This window comes from Chitinophaga sp. 22620 (genome assembly GCF_052044405.1).
Taxonomy (GTDB): Bacteria; Bacteroidota; Bacteroidia; order Chitinophagales; family Chitinophagaceae; genus Chitinophaga.
This window is the reverse complement of sequence record NZ_JBQEMV010000001.1, coordinates 563,254-588,989: the sequence shown is the minus strand read 5'-3', so window position 1 is coordinate 588,989 and position 25,736 is coordinate 563,254. Positions and strand designations below refer to the sequence as shown.

General features: G+C 50.3%; 28 protein-coding genes. 9 read left to right on the top strand and 19 right to left on the bottom strand.

Features of this window, described 5'->3' with window-relative positions; genetic code table 11:
- Positions 1-17: 17 nt before the first annotated feature.
- A complete protein-coding gene (locus ACTJIK_RS02495; RefSeq protein ID WP_440644702.1) occupies positions 18-1,274 on the bottom strand; it encodes a hypothetical protein in 1,257 nt (418 codons plus the stop codon).
- Between the two features lie 31 nt (positions 1,275-1,305).
- On the opposite strand from ACTJIK_RS02495, the gene ACTJIK_RS02490 reads away from it, so the two are divergent.
- On the top strand, positions 1,306-2,379 hold the full coding sequence (locus ACTJIK_RS02490) for a winged helix DNA-binding domain-containing protein (RefSeq protein WP_440644701.1): 1,074 nt from the start codon (positions 1,306-1,308) through the stop codon (positions 2,377-2,379).
- 31 nt (positions 2,380-2,410) lie between these two features.
- Here the strand turns inward: ACTJIK_RS02490 and ACTJIK_RS02485 are convergent, their stop codons facing one another.
- Positions 2,411-2,593, bottom strand: coding sequence for a hypothetical protein (locus tag ACTJIK_RS02485; protein WP_440644700.1), 183 nt, complete (start codon positions 2,591-2,593; stop codon positions 2,411-2,413).
- Between the two features lie 73 nt (positions 2,594-2,666).
- Between ACTJIK_RS02485 and ACTJIK_RS02480 the strand changes: the two genes are divergently transcribed.
- Genes ACTJIK_RS02480 through ACTJIK_RS02470 form a run of 3 tightly spaced genes read left to right on the top strand, consistent with a single transcriptional unit; the run spans position 2,667 to position 5,505 of the window.
- Positions 2,667-3,968, top strand: a complete 1,302-nt coding sequence (locus ACTJIK_RS02480; protein ID WP_440644699.1) for an MFS transporter — start codon at positions 2,667-2,669, stop codon at positions 3,966-3,968.
- A gap of 11 nt (positions 3,969-3,979) precedes the next feature.
- Positions 3,980-4,930, top strand: a complete 951-nt coding sequence (locus ACTJIK_RS02475) for a carotenoid biosynthesis protein (protein ID WP_440644698.1) — start codon at positions 3,980-3,982, stop codon at positions 4,928-4,930.
- 41 nt (positions 4,931-4,971) lie between these two features.
- Complete coding sequence (locus ACTJIK_RS02470; protein ID WP_440644697.1) at positions 4,972-5,505, top strand: CopD family protein; 534 nt, start codon at positions 4,972-4,974, stop codon at positions 5,503-5,505.
- Here ACTJIK_RS02470 and ACTJIK_RS02465 read toward each other — a convergent pair.
- A complete protein-coding gene (locus tag ACTJIK_RS02465) occupies positions 5,502-6,848 on the bottom strand; it encodes an outer membrane beta-barrel protein (RefSeq protein WP_440644696.1) in 1,347 nt (448 codons plus the stop codon). The two genes, ACTJIK_RS02470 and ACTJIK_RS02465, sit on opposite strands and share 4 nt — an antisense overlap.
- Entirely contained in the window at positions 6,845-7,423 is a 579-nt protein-coding gene (locus ACTJIK_RS02460; protein WP_440644695.1) for an RNA polymerase sigma factor, read from the bottom strand. Before ACTJIK_RS02460 ends, ACTJIK_RS02465 begins: the two co-directional genes overlap by 4 nt.
- A gap of 25 nt (positions 7,424-7,448) precedes the next feature.
- Here ACTJIK_RS02460 and ACTJIK_RS02455 point away from each other — a divergent pair, with 25 nt between their 5' ends.
- Positions 7,449-7,664, top strand: a complete 216-nt coding sequence (locus ACTJIK_RS02455; protein ID WP_440644694.1) for a hypothetical protein — start codon at positions 7,449-7,451, stop codon at positions 7,662-7,664.
- A 145-nt stretch (positions 7,665-7,809) separates the two neighbouring features.
- Here the strand turns inward: ACTJIK_RS02455 and mnmG are convergent, their stop codons facing one another.
- Complete coding sequence (gene mnmG, locus ACTJIK_RS02450) at positions 7,810-9,678, bottom strand: tRNA uridine-5-carboxymethylaminomethyl(34) synthesis enzyme MnmG (RefSeq protein ID WP_440644693.1); 1,869 nt, start codon at positions 9,676-9,678, stop codon at positions 7,810-7,812.
- 431 nt (positions 9,679-10,109) lie between these two features.
- Entirely contained in the window at positions 10,110-10,535 is a 426-nt protein-coding gene (gene ybeY, locus ACTJIK_RS02445) for an rRNA maturation RNase YbeY (RefSeq protein ID WP_440644692.1), read from the bottom strand.
- 132 nt (positions 10,536-10,667) lie between these two features.
- Here ybeY and ACTJIK_RS02440 point away from each other — a divergent pair, with 132 nt between their 5' ends.
- Positions 10,668-10,898: a FeoA family protein gene (locus tag ACTJIK_RS02440; protein WP_346317063.1), complete on the top strand. Its 231-nt coding sequence runs from the start codon at positions 10,668-10,670 to the stop codon at positions 10,896-10,898.
- Between the two features lie 333 nt (positions 10,899-11,231).
- Here the strand turns inward: ACTJIK_RS02440 and ACTJIK_RS02435 are convergent, their stop codons facing one another.
- Together ACTJIK_RS02435 and nadA are read right to left on the bottom strand one after the other, a co-directional pair.
- Positions 11,232-11,474 carry a DUF6364 family protein gene (locus tag ACTJIK_RS02435; RefSeq protein ID WP_440646135.1) on the bottom strand — a complete coding sequence of 81 codons (243 nt, stop codon included), beginning with the start codon at positions 11,472-11,474 and terminating at the stop codon, positions 11,232-11,234.
- Between the two features lie 237 nt (positions 11,475-11,711).
- A complete protein-coding gene (gene nadA, locus ACTJIK_RS02430) occupies positions 11,712-12,719 on the bottom strand; it encodes a quinolinate synthase NadA (RefSeq protein WP_440644691.1) in 1,008 nt (335 codons plus the stop codon).
- Between the two features lie 753 nt (positions 12,720-13,472).
- Between nadA and ACTJIK_RS02425 the strand changes: the two genes are divergently transcribed.
- Together ACTJIK_RS02425 and ACTJIK_RS02420 are read left to right on the top strand one after the other, a co-directional pair.
- Positions 13,473-15,593: a peptidylprolyl isomerase gene (locus ACTJIK_RS02425; RefSeq protein ID WP_440644690.1), complete on the top strand. Its 2,121-nt coding sequence runs from the start codon at positions 13,473-13,475 to the stop codon at positions 15,591-15,593.
- Positions 15,594-15,734: 141 nt separating this feature from the next.
- Positions 15,735-16,238 (top strand): DUF2480 family protein, encoded by a 504-nt coding sequence (locus tag ACTJIK_RS02420; protein ID WP_440644689.1) that lies wholly within the window; start codon positions 15,735-15,737, stop codon positions 16,236-16,238.
- On the opposite strand, the gene corA is transcribed toward ACTJIK_RS02420, so the two are convergent.
- The 8 genes from corA to ACTJIK_RS02380 all read right to left on the bottom strand — a co-directional run bounded on the left by corA (position 16,239) and on the right by ACTJIK_RS02380 (position 21,443).
- Positions 16,239-17,336, bottom strand: coding sequence for a magnesium/cobalt transporter CorA (gene corA / locus ACTJIK_RS02415; protein WP_440644688.1), 1,098 nt, complete (start codon positions 17,334-17,336; stop codon positions 16,239-16,241).
- A 107-nt stretch (positions 17,337-17,443) separates the two neighbouring features.
- The gene (locus ACTJIK_RS02410) at positions 17,444-17,644 is read right to left on the bottom strand and encodes a helix-turn-helix transcriptional regulator (RefSeq protein WP_440644687.1); all 201 of its coding nucleotides are present in this window, start codon (positions 17,642-17,644) and stop codon (positions 17,444-17,446) included.
- Positions 17,628-18,062 carry a hypothetical protein gene (locus tag ACTJIK_RS02405; RefSeq protein ID WP_440644686.1) on the bottom strand — a complete coding sequence of 145 codons (435 nt, stop codon included), beginning with the start codon at positions 18,060-18,062 and terminating at the stop codon, positions 17,628-17,630. The genes ACTJIK_RS02410 and ACTJIK_RS02405 overlap by 17 nt, the downstream gene beginning before the upstream one ends.
- 124 nt (positions 18,063-18,186) lie before the next feature.
- Entirely contained in the window at positions 18,187-19,452 is a 1,266-nt protein-coding gene (locus ACTJIK_RS02400; RefSeq protein WP_440644685.1) for a DUF3472 domain-containing protein, read from the bottom strand.
- A gap of 79 nt (positions 19,453-19,531) precedes the next feature.
- Positions 19,532-19,918 (bottom strand): VOC family protein, encoded by a 387-nt coding sequence (locus ACTJIK_RS02395; protein WP_440644684.1) that lies wholly within the window; start codon positions 19,916-19,918, stop codon positions 19,532-19,534.
- Between the two features lie 4 nt (positions 19,919-19,922).
- Entirely contained in the window at positions 19,923-20,453 is a 531-nt protein-coding gene (locus tag ACTJIK_RS02390) for a hypothetical protein (protein WP_440644683.1), read from the bottom strand.
- A 114-nt stretch (positions 20,454-20,567) separates the two neighbouring features.
- Positions 20,568-20,939, bottom strand: a complete 372-nt coding sequence (locus tag ACTJIK_RS02385; RefSeq protein WP_440644681.1) for a septal ring lytic transglycosylase RlpA family protein — start codon at positions 20,937-20,939, stop codon at positions 20,568-20,570.
- A 6-nt stretch (positions 20,940-20,945) separates the two neighbouring features.
- Positions 20,946-21,443 carry an N-acetyltransferase family protein gene (locus tag ACTJIK_RS02380; RefSeq protein ID WP_440644680.1) on the bottom strand — a complete coding sequence of 166 codons (498 nt, stop codon included), beginning with the start codon at positions 21,441-21,443 and terminating at the stop codon, positions 20,946-20,948.
- Positions 21,444-21,511: 68 nt separating this feature from the next.
- Between ACTJIK_RS02380 and ACTJIK_RS02375 the strand changes: the two genes are divergently transcribed.
- Complete coding sequence (locus tag ACTJIK_RS02375) at positions 21,512-22,603, top strand: lipase family protein (RefSeq protein WP_440644679.1); 1,092 nt, start codon at positions 21,512-21,514, stop codon at positions 22,601-22,603.
- A gap of 86 nt (positions 22,604-22,689) precedes the next feature.
- On the opposite strand, the gene ACTJIK_RS02370 is transcribed toward ACTJIK_RS02375, so the two are convergent.
- The 3 genes from ACTJIK_RS02370 to ACTJIK_RS02360 form a co-directional block, all read right to left on the bottom strand.
- Positions 22,690-23,244: a putative glycolipid-binding domain-containing protein gene (locus ACTJIK_RS02370; protein WP_440644678.1), complete on the bottom strand. Its 555-nt coding sequence runs from the start codon at positions 23,242-23,244 to the stop codon at positions 22,690-22,692.
- Positions 23,241-24,086 (bottom strand): KPN_02809 family neutral zinc metallopeptidase, encoded by an 846-nt coding sequence (gene ypfJ / locus ACTJIK_RS02365; protein ID WP_440644677.1) that lies wholly within the window; start codon positions 24,084-24,086, stop codon positions 23,241-23,243. Before ypfJ ends, ACTJIK_RS02370 begins: the two co-directional genes overlap by 4 nt.
- Before the next feature lie 168 nt (positions 24,087-24,254).
- Positions 24,255-25,730, bottom strand: a complete 1,476-nt coding sequence (locus ACTJIK_RS02360; protein WP_440644676.1) for a glutamate synthase subunit beta — start codon at positions 25,728-25,730, stop codon at positions 24,255-24,257.
- Between the last annotated feature and the right edge of the window lie 6 nt (positions 25,731-25,736).

Genomic DNA, 25,736 nt, shown 5'->3' with positions numbered 1-25,736 from the left:
TTGTGCTGTATCAGTTTTTACAAGGGAACATACGTTATCCTGATCTCGTTATTCCGTTTCATATCGGTGTTCAGCCCGAAACTTTTTGTTTGCCCTCCGTAGCGGATGCGCAGTTCCGCGGTATTGGGCGGAATGCTCCCAAGGTTGTCTGCCGAAAAAAGCAGGATGTTTTCACCCCGTTTCAGTTCCACGGGTATCTGCGATATTTTCTTTTTCACGGCAAACCCTTTCTGGATAGGCACGCCGTTCAGCAGCAACGTTACACTGTCTCCATCTTCCACCTGCCCGTCCCAGAGTTCGAGGGTGATGTTTTTTTCTTTTACTTCAAATGAACCGAGCGGTTCTGCTTTGCGCGAGGCGATAGTAGTGGTCGTGTCTTTTTTCCCGGGCCTGTATTCGATCTGCGCTACCATAAAAGTAGCAAAGGCATTTGCCCGGTAAGTGAAGTCCAGCGCATATTCCTGCTGGTCTATACCCATGTAGAGCCGGCCGGTATTGGGTGGCAGCCGGCCATAGTTATCGGCGAAAAATGCGAGGGTGTTCATCCCGCTGTCCAGCGTAATATGCTGCCGGCGGTTGTCTTCGTTCACTTCGGCTTTGTTCAGCAGCGGCTTGCCGTTGTGCAGCAGGGTTACGGTGTCTTTATCCAGCGTCTCCTGGTCGTTGATCTGCAGTACCACAGAAGGGTCGTATGAAATGATCCTATCGTAAAGGCCGTAAAAAAGATCCCGGTTTTCAGGATGAAGTATCTCCTGTGTGGCAGTGTCTTTCCAGGGAGTGCTGTTTGTTTTCTGAAAGGAGATGGAATCGCGGTAGAGCAGGTCGCGGAGCGTCACTTTGGTGCTGACGTATATTTCGTCATCGTCGTACAGCCCTTTCATCCAGATGCCGAAATTATCTATCCACATCCTTTTCAGCGAAAGGCTCTTTCCCTGCAGGTCCAGCGTTCCGTTCAGGTACATCAGCCAGATGCCCAGCTTGAAAGGTGTTTCGCTGAAAGGAATTTTATTCCGGCCGATGCCCAGCTGCCCGTTACTTTTTTTCACCAGCAATACTTTGTAGGAACCGGAAAAAACGCTGTACCGGATATTCAGCTTCGCAGGGAACAGTATCCCGTTCTCGGGTTCGCCGATTTCCAGCTCTATAGTGGTGGCCGGAATATGAGGCCATGGTTTTCTGCTCATTTTCCAGGTGCCGGTAAAGGGGTTCTGCTGGGCAGAAGCATTTAAGGAAATGCAGGTCAGCCAGGTACAAACAATTATCAGTTTCCGCATACACTAAAATAAATATTTAATTTCGAAGGGCATGACCATCAACGAAATTCTTCAGCTCCGCCTGGAGCAGCAATTCATTACGCGGCCTTTTACAGGAAGCGCCCCGGAACTGGCCGGCCATCTTTGCGCCATGCAGGCGCAGGACTATGCAGCCGGTAAATGGGCTATGGGACTGCGTTTGCCGGGTTTTACCGATGCGCTGGCGGATGCGGCGTTTACGGATAAGTCGCTCATCAGGACTTACAGCCTGCGCAGCACTTTCCACATCGTACATCCCGCGGACGCGCGGTGGCTTACCGCCCTCGCAAGGGAGCGTTTCATTTCAACCACTGCCAGCCAGCATCGTAAATTGGAGCTTGATGAAAAAACTTTCGCAAAATGCAATGCCATCATTCACGATGCGCTTTCCGGCGGGAAGGAACAAACGCGGGACGAGCTGAAAACCTTGCTCGAAAAGAAAAAGATCAACTGCGAACCGCAACGCATGAATAATATCCTGTACCGCGCGGGGATGGATGGTGTGATCTGCTCCGGGAAACGCCGCGGCAAAGAATTTACTTACGCGCTGCTGGATGATTATGTGCCGCCCGCGAAAAAGCTTCCGGCGGAAGAGGCGCTGAGCTTACTCGCCCTGAGATACATCACCGGCCACGGGCCCGCCACCGCGCAGGACTTTTCCTGGTGGAGCGGCTATCCGGTTACTGCCTGTAAAGCCGCATTGCTTTCGCACGGCAAAACGCTGCATGCCGTAACCGTGCAGGAGCAGGAATACTGGATGCTCCCGGAAACCAAGCCGGGCAAGCCTTCCACAGGCATAAAACTTCTTTCCGGTTTCGATGAATATTACATGGGTTTTAAAGACAAACGCCCCATGCTCGACGAAGCATTTTCCAAACACCTGTCGCCCCCCAATGGCCTGCTGCCGTATATTATCCTGCTGAACGGAAAAGTAGCGGGCACCTGGCGGAGGAATATCAAAAAAAATGCGATCGGGCTGGAATATGCGCCGTTCAAGCCTTTCAGCGGCGCGCAACAGAAAGCCCTGAAAGATGCCGCTAAAACGTATGGCAAATTCATGGAACTGCCGCTGGAATGGGAGGGTTGATTTACTTCAAAACTTTTGACCCTGGCTAAAATCAGCGTTCAGGAAATTCCCACATCTTCCTGAACCTTTCCTGTGCGTAATCAATTTTATCCAGGCCCTCCTTCAGCAAACGTTGCTGGTAATGCTGCAGCTGCTGCATCCTGCGCAGTGCCTTTCGTGTTTGGCCGCAGCGGATCCTGAGTTGGCGGTTAACGGTCGGCTGGTTATTTTTCATAGCCAACGAATATAACTTTTTTTACCGCCCGGCGGCGAAACCTACATGACCGGGAATTATTTATTTTTGAAGGATGACCACTTCCACGATCCCTAAAAAAGCCAGTACCGCCTGGCGGCTGAAAGCCATCTTTACCGGCTCCATCGGCAACCTGGTGGAATGGTACGACTGGTACGCCTATGCCGCTTTCGCCTTGTACTTCGCGCCGGTGTTTTTCCCGAAAGGCAATCCCACCGTGCAGTTGCTGAACACTGCGGCCATTTTCGCCGTTGGTTTTTTGATGCGGCCTATCGGCGGTTGGCTGTTCGGCAGCATTGCGGACAGGCGCGGGCGCAAAACGGCCATGACTTTGTCGGTGATGCTGATGTCTTTCGGTTCATTTATGATCGCGTGCACACCGTCGTACAACAGCATCGGTATTGCGGCGCCTGTATTGCTTTTGCTGGCCCGCCTGCTGCAGGGGCTGAGCGTGGGAGGGGAGTACGGCACTTCCGCCACGTATCTCAGCGAGGTAGCGGATCCCAACCGCCGCGGGTTCTTCTCCAGCTTTCAATATGTAACGCTGATCGGCGGACAGTTGCTGGCATTGGGCATCCAGCTGTTGTTACAGAAAGTTTTCCTGGATAAAACGCAGCTTGCGGAATGGGGCTGGCGCATTCCTTTCGTGATCGGCGCGTTGCTCGCACTGGTGGCTTTATATCTGCGCCGCAACATGCACGAATCGGTGAACGTGGAAACTAAAAAGAAAGAACGCGGTTCTGTAAAAGTGCTCGTCAAAAAACATCCGAAAGCCGTGCTTACCGTTGTGGGACTCACTTTGGGAGGAACGCTCGCTTTTTATACTTACACCACTTACATGCAGAAATTCCTGGTGAACACGGTGAAGCTGACCACTGAGCAATCCACACTCATTACTTTCTGCCTGATGCTGATCTACGCGATGCTGCAACCGCTGTTCGGTCTGTTGTCTGACAAAGTGGGGAGAAAGCCGCTGCTGATGGGCTTCGGTATACTGGGAACTATTTTTACCGTGCCCATTCTGACCGCCATCAGCCATACCACTTCGCCCTGGGCCGCTTTTTTCCTGATCCTTGCAGCATTGCTGATCGTAAGCGGTTATACATCCATCAATGCCGTGGTGAAAGCCGAACTGTTCCCTTCTGAAGTGCGCGCGCTGGGCGTGGGCCTGCCGTATGCGCTCACGGTGGCGCTGTTTGGCGGCACGGCGGAATACCTGGCCCTCTGGTTCAAAAGTATCGGCTATGAGCCCCTGTACTACTGGTATGTCGCATTTTGTATCTTCATTTCCCTGATCGTATATACCACTTCCAAAGACAGCCGGAAAGATTCGTATATGGACAAGGAACAATTATAAACGCAACGCTTATGCAACCCTTTGCCGGCATGCCTTACGGCTACCCGCCCGCGTACTGTTATCCTCTTACAGAACTGTGCATGTACATCCTGTTCGTGCTTTGCCTATACCATGCCTGGAAAAAAGGGCCGGGCCATATGGCTTACCTGCTGGGCGGCCTGGGCTTCGGGCTTTTGCTGGAATACGTGAACGTGAGGGCCAGCGCAGGATATGTGTACGGAAAGTTCTGGGTCATGTTTGGTAATGCCCCGAAAGATATCCCGCTCTGCATTGGTATGGGCTGGGCGGTGATCATGTACACGGCAAGGCTGGTAACGGATGCGCTCAACATGCCCATCTGGGCCGCTGCTGCGGTAGATACGCTGCTGGCCATTAACATCGACCTGAGCATGGATGTGGTGGCTTACCGCCTTCACATGTGGCACTGGGACTGGGAAAACCGGACGGGCGCTGAATTTTCACTCACAGGCCAGTGGTTCGGCATACCGTATGGCAATTTTTACGGCTGGTTGCTGGTGGTGTTCTATTACTCCGTTTTCGCGCGGTGGCTGGAAAAGGTAAAATGGGCGGGCAGTAAAGCCTGGCGTATCGCCACGCCGTTGTTGTCCATCCTTATTTCACAGGTGGCTTTATACATTTCACTTTTCCCCTTGTCCGACTGGCTGCGGACATTTGGCATTACCAGCGCGCACAGGCTGGTGGCGCTTTTCATCATCTTCATCACGCTGGCTGTGCTGGGTTTTATGAGGAAAGGAACGGTGTCGCGCACACGCTTACCAATAGTAACCTGGCTGGTACCCGGATGGTTCCACGTGTATTTTCTTTGCTGGTTCTTCGCCGCCGGCTTTTATCTTGAAAACAGCTGGATGACTTTCTGGTGCATCCTGAATTTCATGATGGGCATCGGCATTCACTGGATCATTTACCGTTCGCTGCACCAGCGCGAGATCCCGGCTGTTTAGAATCATGCAGGCGCTGGTTGATTTTATGTAATTTTGCCGGTATGTATCTCACCATCAAGGCCCTCCATATCATTTTTATCGTTACCTGGTTTGCCGGGCTGTTCTATATCGTACGGCTTTTCGTGTATTACACGGAAGCTGAAAATATGGAAGAACCACGCAAACAAATTTTACAGGAACAATACCGCATTATGATGAAGCGGCTCTGGTTCGGCATCACCTGGCCCTCCGCCATACTCACGCTCATTTTCGGGCCGTGGATGCTGATACTGCTGGGCAGCGTTCCTGTCTGGCTGTGGATAAAACTGGGATTTGTGCTGGGGTTATATGTTTATTTTTTTCTGCTCCACGGCATTTTTAAGGATCTTATGAAAGGCCGTGTGAAACTCACGTCCACGCAGCTGCGCGTATGGAACGAAGTAGCCACGATATTCCTGGTGGCGATCGTATTCCTGGTGGTGCTGAAAAGTTTTCTCAGTATGATCTGGGCAATGGCAGGGCTGGTGATATTTGTGATTGCGCTGATGGTGGCGATCAGGATCTACAAGAACATCCGCGAGAAAAAATCCCGTTAATCTTTTTTCTTTCCCAGTATAGCCTGCACCGTTACCCCGGCGGAATATACTTTCACGCTTCCCTGGCCTACGCCGCTCACGGGAATTTTCACGTAGGGTTGCAGCCCCCACGTCAACCGGCTGCGGGTTTGTTTTTCCCAGGTTACGCCGAGGTTGATGACTGAAAAATAATGCTCGTTCTTGTTTTTGATGATCCAGTCTCTCTTTGTGCCGTTATTGTAAGTGCCGGTGTATTTTTCATTCAGCATAAAATAAGAAGAAGCGCCGGCCATTACGCTCCAGCTGCTTTTCTTTCCTTCCGCGAAAGTGTAATTCACATTCAAAGGCACGTCTATCACATCGCAGTCCGCGTCTATCTTGTAATATGCATTGGGGTAGGACATGGTGTATTCCGAAGGCGAAGCGCCGTATAATTTTTTAGCGTATCCCACACCGGTATTCAGGTACCAGCGGTTATTCACATGGTACCGTACGATCAGTCCGCCGGTAACACCAACGGGCAGGCCTTTAAACGCGGGCGTTACATTCAGGTCCGGGCCTAAGAAGAGCCCGCCGTCGAAACCGCGTTTTTGTTTTTTGCGGGCGGGTTTTTCAGCACTGGCTGAATCGCTGTCCGGTTGCGGCTTTTGAGCCGGGTTATTCACATCAGCAGGTGTGGAAGGGATCGTTCCCGGAAGCGGATTTCCTGTTGCCGGGTTATTCACATTCGCCGGAATGGGCGAAGGCTGTTGAGACGCAGCCGGCGTATTATTCACATTGCCGCCGGATGATGCGTTTGAGGGACGGCCAGGAGGGATCGTATTATTCACGTTGCTGCCGGGGGAAGAAATATTTTTTTCCGTAGCATTTCCCGTCACCGGTTTATTCACATTATTCCCTGCACCGACATTATTCCGGTTAAGCTGAACGGAAGAATTTCCCGCGCTGGCTGACTTGCCAAACGTTTGATCCTGTGCTATGGAGTGCTGCCTGTTCTTTCCAGCCGGGTTATCCACATCGTCGGTCATCACTCCTGGAATATTGGGGGAAGGAGAAACCGGAATTTTATTATTCCCGTTTGTTGTAGTATTCGCTGTGGTGTTTTGTTCGGACTTATTCACATCTGTTGCAGTTGCCGTTTGTTCTTGTTTGGCGGGCGTTGTATCGGCCGGCCTGGTAAACCACCACCAGCCAGCCAGCCCGGCGACCAGCAGCAAACCTCCGGCCCACCACCACCAGAAGAAAGGCCGGCGGCGGTCTGCATTATCCAGCTTGGCTTTCATCTGTTCCCAGGCGGCGGGGTCAAATGAAGGTTCAGCTTCCTGCAGCTTTTTACGGATTATATTTTCAAACTCTTCGCTCATTTTTTAATCGACGCACCGACCGTGCCGGTGCCTGGTATTTTTAGGGATGATAATTCTTCTATCTTTTCCTTCAGTATTTTTTTTGCTTTGAATAAATTCGATTTGGAAGTGCCTTCGGAAATGCCAAGCATAGCCGCGATCTCCTGGTGCTGAAATCCTTCCATCACATATAAATTGAAGACTGTTTTATAAGCCGGGGGAAGATTCTGAACAAGGAGCAGTATCTCATCATAGGATAGTTTGTCTAAAGCTTTATCGTCTGTCACTCCAAGATCATAGGCCTGGGAGATATCTTCCGCAAAAGCAATTTTTTTACGGCTCCGCAGGTGATCGATCGCAGTGTTCGCCATGATCTTGCTGAGCCAGCTTTTAAACGGTCGGGACGTATCGTAAGAATTGATGTGGTAAAAAATTTTCAAGAACCCATCATTTAAAATTTCGATCGCCTCATTCTTGTTATTCGCGTAACGCAAACAGATAGCCATGGCATATCCGAAGAACTGCCGGTAAAGTGCTTCCTGGCTGCTCCGGTTCCATGACCTGCAGCCTGCTATGATTTCAGAAATGTCCTGCACTGTTTTTGGTTACTACCTGTTCTTTATGATTCAACAACCAGGCACAAATATTTTCTATCAGGTACCGATCTGTTTTTTAAAAGTTGTTTTACATTCTACGGGGCTTTATGCTGTTCGGTTGCCTGCTGCCCGGAAAAAATTAACGCAACGTCAAAAAAATGAAGCTCTTTTTGGAGGAAAAATCACTGATTCAAATTTAAGGGGATTTTCAGGCTTTTTATTCGATTTTTCTCTTTTTTGATATCATAACCTTATGCACACCGAGATCTTCGAAATTTGAGGATGTTTTTATTTTGCTGAAAATCAGTGATTTATGTTTTTCCCGTCTTCATAACAAAAAAGAGCATCTTTTGGATGCTCTTCTGCTGAAAAATTATGTTGAAAATTTAACGGCCCATGTAAACCATCAGGATTTGCACATCGCTCGGATTTACTCCGCTGATCCTGCTTGCTTGTCCTAAAGTTCTTGGTTTGATCCGTGTGAATTTCTGACGTGCTTCGTTGGATAAAGAAACGAGTTTGGAATAATCGAACGTATCAGGAATGATCAGGTCTTCCAGCTGGCTCATTTTCTGAACGAGCTCATTTTCTTTTTCGATATATACATCATACTTCACCTGGATCTCTACCTGTTCCAAAACTTCCCGGCTGAAACCTTCCAATGCCTTGGCCAGCTTCGGCAGGTTATTTTTCATGGAGATAATATCCAGTCCCGGGCGGAGCAATATTTGGTGGGCGCGTTGTTTTTGAGTAAGAGGAGCGGAGTTGTTTTCCTGCAACCAGGCATTTGTTTCTTCCGGCTCCAGCGGCAATTCCTTTAAAATGCTTTTCACTTTTTCCACACCGCTTAATTTCTGGCGGGTCTTTTCCATCCTTTCTTCGGTAGCCAACCCCAGTTTATAGCTTCTTTCGGTTAAACGGAGGTCCGCATTATCCTGGCGGAGGAGCGTTCTGAACTCAGCGCGGGAGGTGAACATGCGGTAAGGTTCGTCCGTTCCTTTGTTGATCAGGTCGTCTATCAGCACCCCGATGTAGGCTTCACTGCGTTTCAATACGAGCGGTTCCTGTTCTTTTACCTTGAGATGGGCGTTGATGCCGGCCATTAAACCCTGGCAGGCGGCTTCTTCGTAACCGGTAGTTCCGTTGATCTGGCCGGCAAAAAAGAGGTTGTTCACCTGCTTTGTTTCCAGGGAAAACTTCAGCTGGGTAGGTGGGAAGTAGTCATATTCGATCGCATAACCCGGGCGGAACATCCTTACATTCTCAAAACCGGGTACCATTTTAAGCGCTTTCAGCTGTACATCTTCAGGAAGGGAGGTGGAAAAACCGTTCACATAGATCTCTACGGTATTAAATCCTTCCGGTTCTACGAACAGCTGGTGGCGTTCTCTTTCGGCAAAACGGTTGATCTTGTCTTCGATACTGGGGCAATAACGCGGCCCGATGCCCTGGATCCTACCCTGGAACATGGGGGAACGGTCGAATCCTGTGCGCAGGATCTCGTGTACCTGTTCGGAAGTATAGGTGATCCAGCAGCTGCGTTGTTGTTCCGGTGTGATCTTTTCCACGTCCATATAGGAGAAGCCTACGATCTCATCGTCGCCCTTTTGTTCTTCCATTTTGGAATAATCGAGGGAGCGGCCGTCTATACGGGGAGGGGTACCTGTCTTTAAACGGTCGCTTTCAAACCCCAGGGAAACCAGTTGTTCGGTGATACCGGTGGCAGCTTTTTCTGCTACGCGGCCGCCGCCGAACTGTTTATCCCCGATATGGATCACCCCGTTGAGGAAAGTTCCGTTGGTGAGCACCACTGCTTTGGCGGATATTTCATGGCCGAGGCCGGTAATCACACCCTGGCAGGTGCCGTCTTTAATGAGCAAGCTCTTTACCATATCCTGGTAGAAGTCTACCCGGGAAGTATTTTCGAGCGCTTCCCGCCATTTGGCGGCAAAGAGCATGCGGTCGTTTTGTGTTCTGGGGCTCCACATAGCAGGACCTTTACTGCGGTTCAGCATACGGAATTGTATCATGGACTGGTCCGTCACTATGCCAGAGTACCCGCCGAGGGCGTCAATTTCGCGGACGATCTGGCCTTTGGCTATGCCACCCATGGCAGGGTTGCAGCTCATTTGTGCGATGGTTTGCATGTTCATGGTCACCAGCAGCACCCTCGACCCCATATTAGCGGCAGCGGCGGCGGCTTCACAGCCTGCATGCCCGGCACCCACAACAATAACATCGTAAGAAGGAAACATTACTTGAATTTTGAGAATGCAAAGTTAAGGCAAAAGATTGATGGGAGGGGATTAAAAGGATTGCTCTTACCGGAAGGAGGTTTTAACGGGACCATGTATCCCAAACTTGTCGAAACCTGATATCACCCTTGCCAAAATATTATAAAAGTGCGAACATACCCCTTACCATATGTTTAACCCAATAGCATCTGTATATTTTTAACTCCCCATCTGGGAGTTCTTCCTTTATCCTTCGTTCAAAAGGGAGGATACTAAATAACGAGTAAGATTAAATATCTCCTTATAAAAGCTAATGTTCCACGTGGAACATTGTATTTGTTTCCGAAAAACAACAATGCAACCTCTCCTCAAAAGAGAAAGGGAATGTTCCACGTGGAACATTCCCTTTCTCTTTATATCCTATTTTCTTAAATCTCTATAAAACTGTTGTTCTATTCCTGAAAATATAGCTGTAAATATTCATCTTCCTTTTGACGCATCAGTACTTCGTCCTTCTTTGACTTGTCTTTATAACCACACAAATGTAAAGCTCCATGAAAAATAACCCTGTGCAATTCGTAATTCTCCGTCACTTCATACTTCTCTGCATTCTCTTTTACCCGGTCTATACTGATGTATATCTCTCCTTCGGTAACATCAGGATCATCAGACAATTCAAATGTTACGATATCTGTATAGGTATCATGCTTCAGAAACTCCTCGTTTATCTGCAAAAGGTATTCGTCTGTACAAAAGACGTATTGGAGGTTAGTCAAACCCTGTTCTTCTCTTTCGAATAATTCCGTGATGAACTGCTTTAACCGTGTACGGTGCTTAAGGCCCACTTTCACTTCATGGGCGGAAAAATGTACTGCCATAATGTAAAATTATAGTGAAAATTCCGATACCCAATCTTCATTTTTTGCATATTGCCCTTTGTGCGATACCTTTGCGCTGTAATAGCTGGGGCCTTGGTCGCAGATCGGTTTTAACTCGCTCAACAAATATTTATGATTAAACTCTCATCCCTCACGATTGGCAGAAGTGCAGTAATCCGGGAATTTGAAAAAAGCGACATCCATATAAAGCTCATGGAAATGGGATGTGTTCCGGGAGAAACCGTTAAAGTAGAAAAGGTGGCACCACTGGGAGATCCTATCTGTATCATTGTTGCAGGATATAATCTTTCACTCCGCAAAACCGAAGCAGATCATATCTGGGTAGAAGAGATCGCGGTGTAACAAAAAAGAAAAATATTGAAAAGGGTTGTTCTGGAAAGAGCAACCTTTTTTTATTCCCAGGAATTTAAAAAATTTCTGGTCGTTGAGGGAATTGCATTGGCGCAATTCTGAGCTGAGAGTAAGTGCGTGAGACGACTTGTGTCATAAAAGAACCTGGCTAAGTAATAAAGGTTTTAAAGCTGCTTTGTTCTTCATGAATAATTCCTGACACTGAGGGTAGGCCAAGTTTCCAGATAAGATTTTTGAAAAGACAACGTGAATGGCACAAGTCATCATACGCATACCCGCGCCTCAACTTCCGCCAGCGCAGGGTTAGTACTCAGAAAAAAAGCTTCATCGTCTATGCCTTTTTTTTAACGCATCTGACATAGCCTTTTTTTTATCGAAATTTTCCGGTAGCCGAATAACTCCTTTCAACCTGGCCACCTGGGGAGCATGCTTATGAGGTTCTCTATCTACCGGAACAGTAAGAGCTAGTAAATAACTTCCTACCATGCCGGACAAACTTTGGTTATGAAACCTTGCATACTCTTTAGCACGGATTACGTCGCCCTCTATGGTTAATGTGAGTTTCATTAACATACTATTCTGTTTAGCAGGCCCCTGCTCTTAAAATATCCGTCACAGTAAAACGAGCAGGAGAGCAGTTACTAACAAGTCCCATTAAATGAAATATCCGGTTAAAACATGTCTTATAATATATATAAATTTAAAAATCAGATAAATATATAGTCATTATATTCACAAATAGTCATACAGGGGCTAAAAAAACCGCCATCCCTGGCGGTCCTTCTTTTATCTCTTTCGCAAAAATTATAACCCCGCTTTTGCACTGATATCCAGCATGCGGTCGATCGGCTTCTTCGCAGCTATGCGCAGATCCTCGTTCATCGTGATCTCAGGCTCTTCGTATTCCATGCAGAGGTACAGCTTCTCCAGGGTGTTCAGTTTCATGTGCGGGCAATCATTGCAGGCACAGGCGTTGTTCGGCGGCGCCGGGATAAAAGTCTTGCCCGGGTTCTCCTTCTGCATCTGGTGCAGGATGCCCGTTTCCGTAACCACGATATATTCCTGCGCGGAATCACGCTGCGTGAATTTCAGCAGTCCTGTAGTGGAGCCGATAAAATCCGCCACCGCCAGCACCGGCGCTTCACATTCAGGGTGAGCGATGATCTTTGCGTTCGGGTGATTCACCTTCAGCTTGGTGATCTTTTCGAGGCTGAATATCTCGTGTACCATACATGCTCCGTTCCACAGCACCATATCCCGACCCGTTTTCTTGACCAGATAAGACCCCAGGTTGCGGTCGGGGGCAAATATGATCGGCTGGTCCTTCGGAACGCTTTCGATGATTTTCTCCGCGTTGGAGCTCGTGCAAATGATATCGGAGAGCGCTTTGATACCTGCAGAGCAATTAATGTAGGAGATCACGATATGATCGGGGTATTTCTCGCGGAACTTCGCGAACAGCTCGGGCGGCGCACTGTCTGCAAGAGAACAGCCCGCCTTCAGGTCCGGCAGCAGCACTTTTTTCTGCGGGCTGAGGATCTTCGCGGTTTCCGCCATGAAGTGTACGCCGGCAAACACAATAATATCGGCATCGGTTTTGGCGGCCTGCTGGCTGAGCCCCAGGCTGTCGCCGATGTAATCCGCCACGTCCTGTATGTCAGGCTCCTGGTAATAATGCGCGAGGATGATGGCGTTCTTTTCTTTTTTCAGCCGCTCTATCTCCGCAAACAGATCCAGCTTCACGTCCACCTCCATATCCAGGAATCCTTTTTTCTGCAAATTTTTTTTTGCTTCCGTTAACGCCATAAACATAACTATAGATTTAACTTTCTTTTTAAAAAGAAGAAAAAGCCCACTACTATTAGGGGTGTGAATTTGGGGGAAACTCGTATTTCCCTCCTGATACAAATGTAGTTGTTATTATTTTTTTAGCCGCTATCCACATCAAATTAACACCGGTTTTTCCCGTCCCTGCTGATTTTGGCATGCTTTATCCACAGTGTGAACAGGGAAAATACTGCATAACTTTTCAGGGCTGTGTGTATTAAGAAAATGTTAAAACAAGAGGGTTATCCACTTCCGTAATCCACGAACCAACCCGCGTCATAAAAACAAATTTAGTTTTACCTCCTCCGGACCATGCCTTTTCCCACAAAAAACGGCTTTAACCCCAGGCTTATCAACAGTAATTGTGGAAAAAATACTGCTTCCGGCTAAAATCTCAGGAGCAAAAAAATTTTCTGTTTTTTGCCGGAACTATCCACAAAATGTTGTGGATTATACCGGTTATATGTTTATTTTGTGGATAACCATCTGGCAATTTTTAAGCACGTTATGGCTGGAAATAACCCATGAGCGGAGCAATCAACTAATTTTACGTAACCAATACCTGTGTATCAAAATTTATAAAAATGTGGATAATGTGTGAATGAAGCTAAAAAACAGCTCCTCCCGGTACCGCTCAAACCCTTTGCTGTATTGGCTTTCGGGTCAAAAAAACCGATTTTGCAGTTCCAACTTATTTATTCTATTTTTGCTACCTCTAAAATTTAGACTATATAATATATGTCAGTTATTCAGAAAATCAGGGACAAATATGCCGTAGTGATCATCGTATTGATCTGCGTGGCTATTGTGAGCTTTTTGTTACAGGATGTATTCTTCGGAAGAAACTCCATGTTTTCCCAATCCAATGCCGTTGGTAAAGTGAACGGTACTGAACTGAGCCTTGCTGATTACCAGCAGCGCATCGAGAACGCTCAGCGTATGGCTCAGCAGAACATGGGCGGTTTAACACTCAGCGACGAACAGAACCAGCAGATTCGCGAAGAAGCATGGAACGGTTTTCTGCAGGAACAGATCATGAAAGGTCAATTTGAAGAGCTGGGTATTGAAGTAACCGAAGCCGAGCTGATCGACGTGGTGAACAGCAAAAACCCGCATCCCATTATGATGCGTTATTTCGTTAATCCTGAAACCGGCCAGTTCGACCGCTCGCTGATAGACCGCGTAAGGGAAAACGCCCGCCAGGATCAGACCGACCAGATGGCAGCACAGCTCCAGATGCTGGACCGTGAAATTGAACAGTACCAGGCGAACAATAAATATATTACCCTGATCAACCAGGCTATCAATTATCCCAAATGGATGGCCGATATGCAACAGGCCGACAATGCAAAGAATGCCAACATCGGTTATGTGCATGTTCCTTATGTAACGATTGCAGACAGCACGGTGAAAGTAACCGACGCTGAACTCAATAAATATATACAGGATCATAAAGCAGCTTTCCAGGTTCCTGAAAGCCGCAGGATCGAATACGTTACTTTCGACGTAGTGCCTTCCGCATCCGATTCCGCCGCTGCGCTGGCCGATCTCGAAAAACTGAGAGCGGAACTGGATACTACTCCCGATCCTGCCAACTTTGTAAAACTGAACTCTGAGCTCGGCTTCAACGACGTGTTCATTTCCCGCAACGCCATCCAGGTGCCGGAAAAAGATTCCATCATAGACCTGCCCGTGGGCGCCATGTATGGCCCTTACCGCGATGCCAACTCCATCGTATATGCAAAAATGCTGGCACGCCGCACACAGGCAGACACCGTGAAGTTCAGCCATATATTATTGGTGCCTCAATCGCCCGCCGCTGATACGATCGCCAAAAAACAGGCAGACAGCCTGGCTGGCGTGATCCGCGCCGGTGGCGACATTGCTGCGCTGGCTGCACAATTCTCGCAGGATCCGTATTCCAATAAAACCGGCGGTGAGTACACGCTCTCCGGCTTTGGACAGCTGCCTAACGAATTCGCTCCTGTAAAAGAAGCGGCTTACCTCGGCACTACCGGTGAAGTAAAAGTGATCAAACTGCCGATCGGTTATTCCGTGATGAAGATCACCGCGCAGATCAACCCGGGCCCTGCCGTGAAAGTAGCTTACCTCGCCAAACGCGTGGATGCAAGCTCTACCACCAGCACCGAAGCGCTGAGCGCCGCCAACGAGTTTGCCGGCAAAAACCGCGACAAAAAATCTTTCGATAAAACCATCCAGGAAAAAGGCCTGAACAAAAGACTGGCCAACAACCTCCGCCCGATGGACTTCGTAATACAAGGTTTGGGCAACGCCCGCGAAGTGATCGCCTGGGCATATGAAGCTGATGCCGGAGACGTGAGCCCCGTGTTCTCTCTCGAAGACAGGTTCGTGATAGCCGTGCTGACCGGCGCCCGCGCAGAAGGTACTGCAGCGCTGGAAGACGTTCGCCCGCAGGTAGAAGCCGAAGTGCGGAAGATCAAAAAAGCCGAACAGATCATGGCAAAAATGAAAGAGCCCGCCACCCTCGAAGCTGCCGCTGCTGCTACCAACCAGCCAGTGCTGACTGCCGAAGGCGTGAGCTTTGGTTCCCCTTTCGTAGCCGCGCTCGGTCCTGAGCCGCGTATTGCCGGCGCCGCCTTCAACAAGGCCTGGGGCACTGCAAAAGCATCCGCTCCCATCCAGGGCACCAGCGGTGTATACGTGATCAAAGTGAATAATTATGTGGACGTTCAGCAACCCGCGTACGATTACAAAACACAGCGCGACGCAGTTGAGCGCGACACCCGCCAGATGGTGGACCAGCTGCTGTTCCCGCTGATCCTGAAAAAGAAAAGCGAAGTGAAGGACGACCGCGCGAAATTCTTCCGCGCGAATTGATCTTCATAAAAATATAGTCTGAAGGGCCCGGCGATCGCCGGGCCTTTTTTATGTCCGGGGAGCGTCAAAAAAACGGCTATGGGCCCTGGGCGCCGCTTTACCGCCGTGCTGCCGCAAGGTGGAATTCCGTAAATTTGCAGTATGGAAGAGATCGTAAATAAAGTGGCGCAAAGCGCGCTTACCACTATAGACCTGGAACAATATTACCCGCAGGGGGAAACCGTCGTGTTCGACATGAAGGACCATCTTTTCATGGAGCTGATCCTGAAAGAAAAAGATTTCCGTGCGGCCCTGCTGGCGCTGGATTGGGAAGTTTACCGCGATAAAAATGTAGCCATCACCTGCACAGCGGACGCCATTGTTCCTTTATGGGCGTATATGCTCGTGGCCAGCTACCTGGAGCCTGTGGCGAAATTCTACGCTTTCGGCGATGCCGAGTTTGTACATAAAACACTGTACCTGAAAAATATCGCGGCCATTGATCCCGCGCAGTTCCAGGACCAGCGTATTGTTGTAAAAGGCTGCGGCGATAAAACCGTGAGCGAAGCGGCGTATGTGGAGATCACCCGCGTGCTGAGGCCGGTGGTTAAAAGCATTATGTATGGGGAACCCTGCTCTACCGTGCCGGTGTTTAAAAAGAAATGATCAGAACCAGCCGCGTTTCCTGAAAATAATGATCATGCCGACGAACATCACGAACATGATGCTCAGCACCACGAAGTAGCCGTAAGGCGTTTTCAGCTCAGGCATATGATCGAAGTTCATCCCGTAAATACCCGTGATCACCGTGAGTGGCGCCATGAGTGTGGTTACCACGGCCAGCACCTTCATTACCTCGTTCAGCTTCTGGTTCATCTGTGAGTGATACAGCTCCTGCAAGTTCATCACCAGGTCGCGGTAACTCTCCGCCATGTCTACGGCCTGCACAATATGGTCGTACACGTCCTTGAAATATTTTTCCGTGTTTTCCTCGATCAGCGCGTTTTCTGTTTTCAGTATGCCGCCCAGCAGATCGCGTACCGGCGCAATGCCGCGTTTGAAGAGCAGCAGTTCCTTGCGCAGGAAATTGATGCGGGCCAGCGTGCGGTTGGTAGGTTGACGGGGAATGATCTCCTCCAGCACTTCTATCCTTTCGCCCAGGTTATCCATCACCTGGAAATAATTATCCACGATCACATCGAGCAGGGAATAAAAAAGATAGTCGGCGCCGGACGTACGCAGCTTGGTACCGCCGGTGCGCAGCCTGTCGCGGATGGGGTTGAACACATCGCGGTCGGGATCGTCCTGGAAAGAGATGACCACGTTCTTGCCCAGTACAATGCTTACCTGTTCCTGGTTTACCGTGGAGCTTTCCGGCTGGAAATACATCATGGGCAGCAGGCAAAAAAGATTGTCCCCGATCTCGTCCATCTTTGCGCGCTGGCCTTCGCTGAGAATGTCTTCCATCAGCAGGAAGTGAACGCTGTAATTTTTACAGATGGCCTCCACGTCTTCCCTCCGGATACCATCCACATTGATCCATTTGATGCAGTCGGTTTCGCGGAAGCGGAAGCAGTCGGAAGCTTTTTCCATGACCTCTTCGTGAACCGTGCCGGCGGAATATTCGAATACCGTGATACGCACATGGTCTACAGGTTTCCTGGAGGTAGTGGCGGTTACCGGGTTAAAGTTCATCAGCCGTTGCTTGCGTACCCTGAAAGGATTGATTGCGTCTGGAATCGGCAGTAGTGCGTGTTTGGCCATACCGGGGGTATTTTATGCTAAAATAGAACATTGTATGCGATGAAAAAAGAAACAGCCGCCGAAGTGAGTGACACAACGGCGGCTGAGTAAAGAAAAGAAGCGGGCACCTAATCTCCTTCTTCCAGTTCAAAGATCTGCTCCAGCGGTTTCCCGAATACCCTCGAAATTTTCAGGGCCAGAATGGTGGAAGGCACGTATTTATTGGACTCGATGGTATTGATGGTTTGCCGTGAAACGCCCGTCAGGCGCGCCAATTCGTCCTGCGTGAGATTCTTCCGGGCGCGTTCCACTTTAATGCTGTTTTTCATAAGCGTTCTTGTTGCGGTACAGTAAAAAATTGAAACGGATAATGAAGATCAGCAGGATGGTGAACATGTTGTAGACCATCACGGAGAGGAAGTCCAGCCCGAAAAACGACAGGGCTGCGAGGATCAGTAAAATGTAATTGATGATCACCGCCAGCTGCAGGGATTCCATGCGGAGCCGGCTGATGTATTCGTCTTCCGTTTTTTCCTTGCTGAACGACACCAGCAGCAAACCCAATAGCAGCCCGATCAGGACAATGGTGCCGAGCAGTGGGAATTTGCCTTCCAGACTATCCGCATCATAAGGCAGATTAAAAAGGTCTTCGAGAATGTAAGAATAAATCCCGTACAGGAGAAAAGGGACGGTGATGACCCATCCGATCTTTTTGAAAAGGTGAGGTAAGAGATATTTCGGTTTCATAGCGGTAATTTTTATAAAGGTAGGTTTATTTTACAAAATGTAAAGCATATTTTACATCATGACGTGTTTATTTGACAAAAAAGGCCTGCCGGAGCAGACCTTTTATATTGAAATGAATTGAAGATCAGAATTTAGGCAGCTCTATTTCAGGGGCCTTGCCGAGCGGCGCTCTTTCGAAAATATCGCCCAATTTGGCGTCAGCAGGCACGAAACCGGCCGTCCAGAGGTAGAACATACCGTTTTCCGAACCACCGCCGAAGTCCAGGCGGTCTTTGGCGCGGGCCGTAGCATCGTTGGTGAAGCGGGCTTTGGTCAATTCGATCCATTCGCCTTTGCTCGATTTCACCCAATGATTGCCGTAATATCCTTTGCGGTATTGAAAGCCGTTCCCAAAGCTGAAGTTTTCGAGGAAAGAATACAGGTGGCCCATGTACTTGCCGTCTTTCGGCGCACGGAAGCTCGCGATCATTTTCCATTCTTTATGTTCGGGCACGTAGAAGTATGCCGTGTATTGTGTGGTAGTACCAACAGGCACCGCGTGCATCAGGAATTTATAAGTTTCGCCGGCCTTCCAGTTGTACACCCAATGGCTGTGGCCGCCGGTGCCTTCGCCGCCGAAGCCATGCGCCACCACGCTGTCTCCCTTGCCCAGCAGCGTTACCTGGTCTTCATACCTCACCTTCGCACGGTCGTCAGGCTCTTTGCCGGAATCCCATACGGAAAAGATGATCCTTCTTTCAGTGGGACTGTTTACCTGCATGCCGAAATAACCGCGGTGCCAGCCGCAGGACATAAAATAGGTGCCAAGCTTATCCTGGCCTTCCGGCACTTTGATCTCCCCGTAGAACCATTCCACTTCCGTTCCTTCCGGCGCGGTGTAGTTCAGGTGCACGGAAGCCGAGCGGCGCCAGGTTTTGGGATTGAACTGGATATCCTTTGTGGCGGCGCCTTCCAGCGTTATGCCTTTCACATCCGCATATACGGCACCTTGTTTTTCCAGGCCTTTCAGCGAAATGGTGTAGAAGCCAGGTTGTTTCAGTTTTGTTTGCAAAGCGGGGATGGTGGCGTAATCCGCACCGGCGGGAATGCTGACGATCTTCTCCGTGCCGTTTACGCTCACGCGCACTTTGGCCGGAGCGTCGCTTTTGGCCTGCAGCGCGACTTTCAGCGTGCCGGTGCTGGCGGCATGGAAATAAAAGTTGACGGCATTGGAACTGTCCGTCCAGCTTACAACGCCGCGCCTGCCGGAGATGTCAACGCCTTTTTCTTCGGGAACGGCATATGCCGTAAAGCCGGGCAGCACCACTTCCGTGGCGGGGGATTGCGCCCGCAAAGTATGGCCTGATGCCAGCGCGGCCAGCAGCAGGAAAGAGTAGCTTATCTTATTCATGCTTACAAATAAAACAGACAGGCACCGCAGATGCAAGCGCGGCGGGGAAAAGTGACAATTCACTGAGAGACGGCGGATTTTAGCCGATGAGTTGTACCAGTACGATCTCATTTCCGTAGAGGTCCAGGAAGTGGAGGTACCAGCTGTCCGGCCCATACACCGGCGGGCGGTTGATGGTTACGCCGTTTTTGCGGAGGCGTTCGTGCAGGTTTTCGAATTCGTCTGTATACATCACCAGCGTGGGCTGCTGGTGCGTTTGGTTGCCGATGAGGGATTCCTGCTCAGGACCGTCTGCCGCGAGGAACCAGATGCCCGCGCCGCCGCCGCTGAAGCCGATATGAAGGAAACGCTGGTTGCCCGCGGTGTAGTCCGCGATCTTTTTGGCGCCGAGATTTTTTTCGTAGAAAAGCAATGCGGCATCGTAGTCTTCCACGAGGATGACCACCCTGCCGAGGGAGATGTTCATGAGATCAGGGTGTTAGGATGTTACAGTTACACCAATGTACGTAAATCAGGGAGAAGTTCTTAACGAGGCGGGCAATTTCGCGGTCTGCCAGGCCCGTGGCGGTATGTACGGCCAGCGATTTGACGATGCCGTTTTCTTCGAGCCCGTAAAAATAACCGGTGGGAGTATTCAGCGCAAAACCGTTTTTGACAAAACCAGGGCGGCCGTCCAGCGCAATGCTGCCGGGGGTATGGCTGCGGAGAAGGGATTTCAGCTCAAATAAAGGAATGAACAATTCCGCTGCGCCTATCTGGCGCCGGATATGAAGACGATGAAACGAACGGATGCCGTCGGCAAGTTCACGGCTGTGATTGATCCATACTTCTTTGATCTCATCCACCTCCTCGCCAACTGTACACAGTTTGCTGATATTAATGAATTCTGCCTGCCGCCATTCATTGCCGGAAAGGGAAAGGGTAAAATCCGGGTACGTGGGCAGGTTGGTCATTGGAGGGCGTTCATCGGAAACGGTAGGAAGGGAAAACCAGCTATCCATGGGTGAACACATCACTTTACCCGAATATATGACGAAAATTTGTTAAAAGAAACGGTGGAGGGTGGTTTTTTAATGGAGAATTAACGCGGGGGCCATTGGAACTGATGGGATTACTTAGCGTTTTTTCTTGTATTTGATCTTGACATTGGCCACACCCGCCTGTGTCATTCCCAGCTTGCGGGCCGCTTTTTTGGACAGGTCGATGATCCTGCCGGCAACGAAAGGCCCGCGGTCGTTCACCCGCACTTTCACGGTCCTGCCATTGGAGAGGTTGGTGACTTTTACTTTGGTGCCGAAGGGAAGGGTCTGATGCGCGGCCGTCATCCGGTTTTGCCGGAAGGTTTCGCCGCTGGCGGTTTTGCGGCCCTGGAATTTATCTGCGTAATAAGAGGCTTTTCCTGCCTGTGTTATTTTACGCGAACAGGAAGCGGTGAACAGCAAAGCGGCCACCGCGAAAATGGGCATCAGGTTCTTAGGTTGTATCATAGCTGGTTATAACGTCATTTGCATTACCGCATCATTCATAAAGTAGCCGTTCCCGATATCGATATCTTCTTCGCCCGCTTTCACGAAGCCGTAACGCTCGTAAAACCCCACCGCGTTATTCTGGCGGTTCACATTCAGCGAAAGATATTTCATCCCGGCGTTGCGCGCAATGGCGGCCACTTCATCCAGCAGCGCCCTGCCCACGTTCTTACCCTGCATTTGCGGCAGCACGTAGATCTTATGCAACTTTGATACCGGTTTGCCCTGGTAGTTCAGCTCGTAAGATGCATACCCTCCAAACACGCCATCAGCCTGCGCCAGCAGGAAAACGTGGCCTTTGTTCTTTACCTGGTCCAGCAGGGCCGCTTCGCTGTACATCATGTTCAGCATGTAAGCGATCTGCTCCGCGGTGAGAATATGGCCGAAAGTAGCGGGCCATGTGGCATGCGCAATTTCGCGTATGATATGTATCTGTCCGGGAGCGGCAGTGGAGATCGTAAGCATGTTCGTTCAGGTGAATGGTATCAATTTTGCAATTTACGGGTTATCAACAACAGAACATCTTTTTTGTTATGTTTACAAAAAAACGCATGCGCCCGCTTTTATGGATACTCTTGTCCTGCATCTATTTTCCGCTTAAGGCACAGCAACTGAAACCAGGTTTTGACGCGAAAGAATATTTCGAACTGATGAGCCTCCCTGAACGCGGCGACACCGCTACATTCAACAAACGCCCTCCCGATAATTTCTCCCTCGTATATCTCTCCCCCGAAGTCGGCTTCTACAACCAGTTTGCCATCTGGAAGCGCAGCGACGGGGTGGGGGTTATCCGCATCCGCGGCACTATCCCGAAAGATGTGAGCTGGCTGGCGAATTTTTATGCAGCGATGATACCCGCGAAAGGAACCTTGCAATTAAACGATTCCACCCACTGGGAGTACAGGCTGGCCGGCAACGACAGCACCGCGTACGTACACGCCGGCTGGACCATCGCGCTGGGTTTTATGGCGCCCGATATCGTAAAACACGTAAAAGAATTATATGCGCAGGGCGTGAAAGAATTCCTCATAGCGGGGCATAGCCAGGGCGGCGCCATTGCTTTCCTCACACGGTCTTACCTTCAATATCTTCCCGGCATGCCGGCAGACGTCCGGTATAAAACCTATTGCAGCGCCGCGCCGAAACCGGGCAACCTGTATTATGCGTACGACTATGAGAATATTACGGCCAATGGCTGGGGAATGCGGGTGGTGAGCAATGAGGACTGGGTGCCGGAAACGCCGCTGTCGCTCCAGGCGAAAGGAGACTTTAATGCCATTAACCCATTCCTGAATGTGGATAAACAGCTGAAGAAGCAAAACCTTATCGTGCGCTGGTATGCAAGAAGCGTGTACAACAAGATGCAGCGGACTACAAACCGCTCTGTGCGCAGGTTTCAGAAGTACCTCGGGAGATTTGTGTATAAGATCTCACACAAACATCTGAAGCAGCTGAAACAGCCCGCGTATGTTTTCAGCAATAATTACATGACCTGCGGAACGCCCGTCATACTAATGGCGGACGCGGAATACCATCAGAAATTTCCATACGATGGTAAGAATGTGTTTATCCACCATATGCCTACTTCATATCTCTTCCTGCTGAAGAAGCATTATAAAATTTAGAGAATTTGTTGTTGCGACGACCTGCGGGGAGATTGCTTCGTCGCAGACCCGCTTTAGCCCGCGGCTCCCCGCAATGACGGGGCTCTTTAAGAGGAAATGCGCTGGAATAGCCCGGCGTAATCCAGCACCAGCCCGTCTTCATCCACGGTGATCTCCGCTTTGAAGTCTTTCCCCACGCTTTCGTAGAGATATTTATCTTCCGCCAGCCGCGTATATCGTTGTGTAACGGGTTTGATCTCGTTGTCGAAAACGTTGATGTAAAGTACCTGCAGCTCGCGCGGGTCGTGCAGCGGCAGGTCCAGCCGACGGATGGGCAAGGTATTGGTGAAAGGGGTGAGGGAAATATCGATGTCGGTGCATTCGTACCATTCGGGGCGGGCGTGGCCGCTTTGGGTCCATTTGCCGTCCGGGTCGCGCTGGATGGAGATCCAGGAGCAGTCGCCGGAGCGTTCAACGGCCATTTCAAGCGCGGTCACTTCCCAGTTACGGTCCGTAATAATGTCGTAGGTCACAGAAAAGGGGGTGTCGTCCCCGAAACCTACAATGGATCCGTCTATACGTATATCCGTTTCCGTGATCTCCACGTTGCAGTATTCCATCATCTGGTAATGCAGCGCTTTCCAGATTATCTGTTTTTTCATTGTGCGCTATTGAAGGTGTCGCCCTGGCGGATATCCCCGGTCTCGAATCCTTTCTTGAACCAGTACATACGCTGGGCGGAAGTTCCATGGGTGAATGCATCGGGCACCACGTAGCCGCGGGATTGTTTCTGCAGGCGGTCGTCGCCGATGGCATTGGCGGCGTTGAGCGCTTCCTCGATGTCGCCGGGTTCGATTACGTTTTGCAGCTTGGAAGTGTGATGCGCCCACAGGCCTGCGAAGAAATCGGCCTGCAACTCCAGCTTCACCGAGAGCTTATTGTATTCCGCTTCGCTGAGGCGGCTGCGCTGGGCCTGTACCTTTTCAGAAATGCCAAGCAGGTTCTGCACGTGATGGCCTACTTCGTGCGCAACGACGTACGCCATGGCGAAGTCGCCCGGAGCGTTGAGCTTTTTTTCCAGTTCCTCGTAGAAGGACAGGTCGATGTACACCTGGTAGTCTGCCGGGCAATAAAACGGTCCCGATGCGGCAGACGCGCCGCCGCAGGCGGATTGCACCATGCCGGAAAACAGCACCAGCTTGGGTTCCTGGTACTGCTGGTTCATCTGGGCAAACTGTTTGTTCCACACATCTTCTGTTTCAGCGAGCACCACCCTTACGAGGGAATCGGCCGCGGCTTCGGCGGCCTGTTGTTCCGGCGACATCTGTTGCTGCGGTCCGGCTTGCTGCTGCATGTCAATAACCTGGGAGGGGTCGCCGCCGAGGAAATAAATGATAACGGCGATCACGATGGCGCCAATGCCGCCACCTGCAACCATGCCTCCGCGCGATGAACCGCGACGGTCTTCAACATTACCGCTTTGACGACGTCCTTGCCAACGCATAGAATTTCAATTTGATTAGGTAGTATAAATTTAACAAATAAAAACTATACCAAATTCATGAGCGGCCGGGGGTTAATGGAAAAGTAAAGGCCGGGTAAAAACCCGGCCCGGCTGAAGGTTACAACAAAATCTAAACCTGCTTATGAGAAGACTTAAAAAAATTCGAGTTTACATTGACAGGAACATCAACGAATGGTCCTTGCTTTCCAACTGGGAGCTGCCCATCAGGAACTCATCCACCTTTCTCGCACATTCGCGCCCCTCACTGATCGCCCATACCACCAGCGATTGTCCGCGGCGCATGTCGCCGGCTGCAAATACTTTGGGGATGGAGGTTTGATAAGCTTTTTCAGTTGCTTTCACATTGCCGCGGTCGTCTGTTTCAACGCCGAGGTCTTCCAGCATTCCTTTATGTTGCGGTTGAATAAAGCCCATGGCCAGTAAAGCGAGCTCGCAGGGAACTTCCCTTTCGGAGCCGGGAACTTCGGTAAACCTTGCGGGAGCGCCGTTTTCGCCCAGCGTCCATTGCAGGTCCACCAGCAGCAAGCCTTTCAGGTTGCCTTTGCCGTCGCCCACGAAAGCTTTTGTGGCGATCGCCCATTTGCGGTCCGCGCCTTCTTCGTGGGAAGAAGATGTTTTCAGCACCATCGGGTAGGTAGGCCAGGGCATGAAAGGAGTTCTTTCGCCGGGAGGTTTCGGCAGCAGTTCCAGCTGCGTAACGCTCACCGCCCCATGACGGTTGGAGGTGCCCACACAGTCGGAACCGGTGTCGCCGCCGCCTATCACTACTACGTTCTTTCCTTTGGCGAGAATATCTTCTCCTTCCACTTTCAGCTTGCTCACTCTTTTATTCTGCTGTTTCAGGAAGTCCATGGCGAAGTGTACGCCTTTCAGTTCACGGCCGGGAATAGCCAGGTCCCTGGGAATGGTGGAACCGCCCGCCAGCACTACGGCATTGTATTCGCGCAGCAGGTCGTTCACGCTCACGTTCACACCCACATTCGCATTGCAGCGGAATTCAATTCCTTCTTCTTCCATCAGCGTGATCCTGCGGTCTATTACCCATTTTTCCAGCTTGAAATCGGGGATGCCGTAGCGGAGAAGCCCGCCGGGCCTGTCGTCTCTTTCAAGCACGGTCACGTTGTGGCCGGCATAGTTCAGCTGTGCCGCGGCAGCAAGCCCTGCGGGGCCGGAACCGATCACGGCCACTTTTTTGCCGGTACGCACGCGCGGCGTTTTGGCTTTCACCAGGCCTTTATCGAAAGCAACTTCTATAATATGTTTTTCGATCTCCTCGATAGCCACCGGCGGCTGGTTGATGCCCAGCACACAGGAGCTTTCGCAAGGGGCAGGACAAATGCGCCCTGTAAATTCCGGGAAGTTGTTGGTGGAGGTCAGCACGTCGTATGCTTCCTGCCAGTCTTTCCGGTAAACGGCATCGTTAAATTCCGGGATCACGTTACCCAGCGGGCAGCCGCTGTGGCAGAAGGGTACGCCGCAGTTCATGCAGCGCGCAGCCTGTTCGTTGAGCTTCGGCTCGCTGAACCGCTCTACGAATTCGTTATAGTGCTTCACCCTGTTTTTGGGATCAGCTTTACCGGGAAGCTCCCTTGTAAATTCCAGAAATCCTGTTGGTTTACCCATATCTGT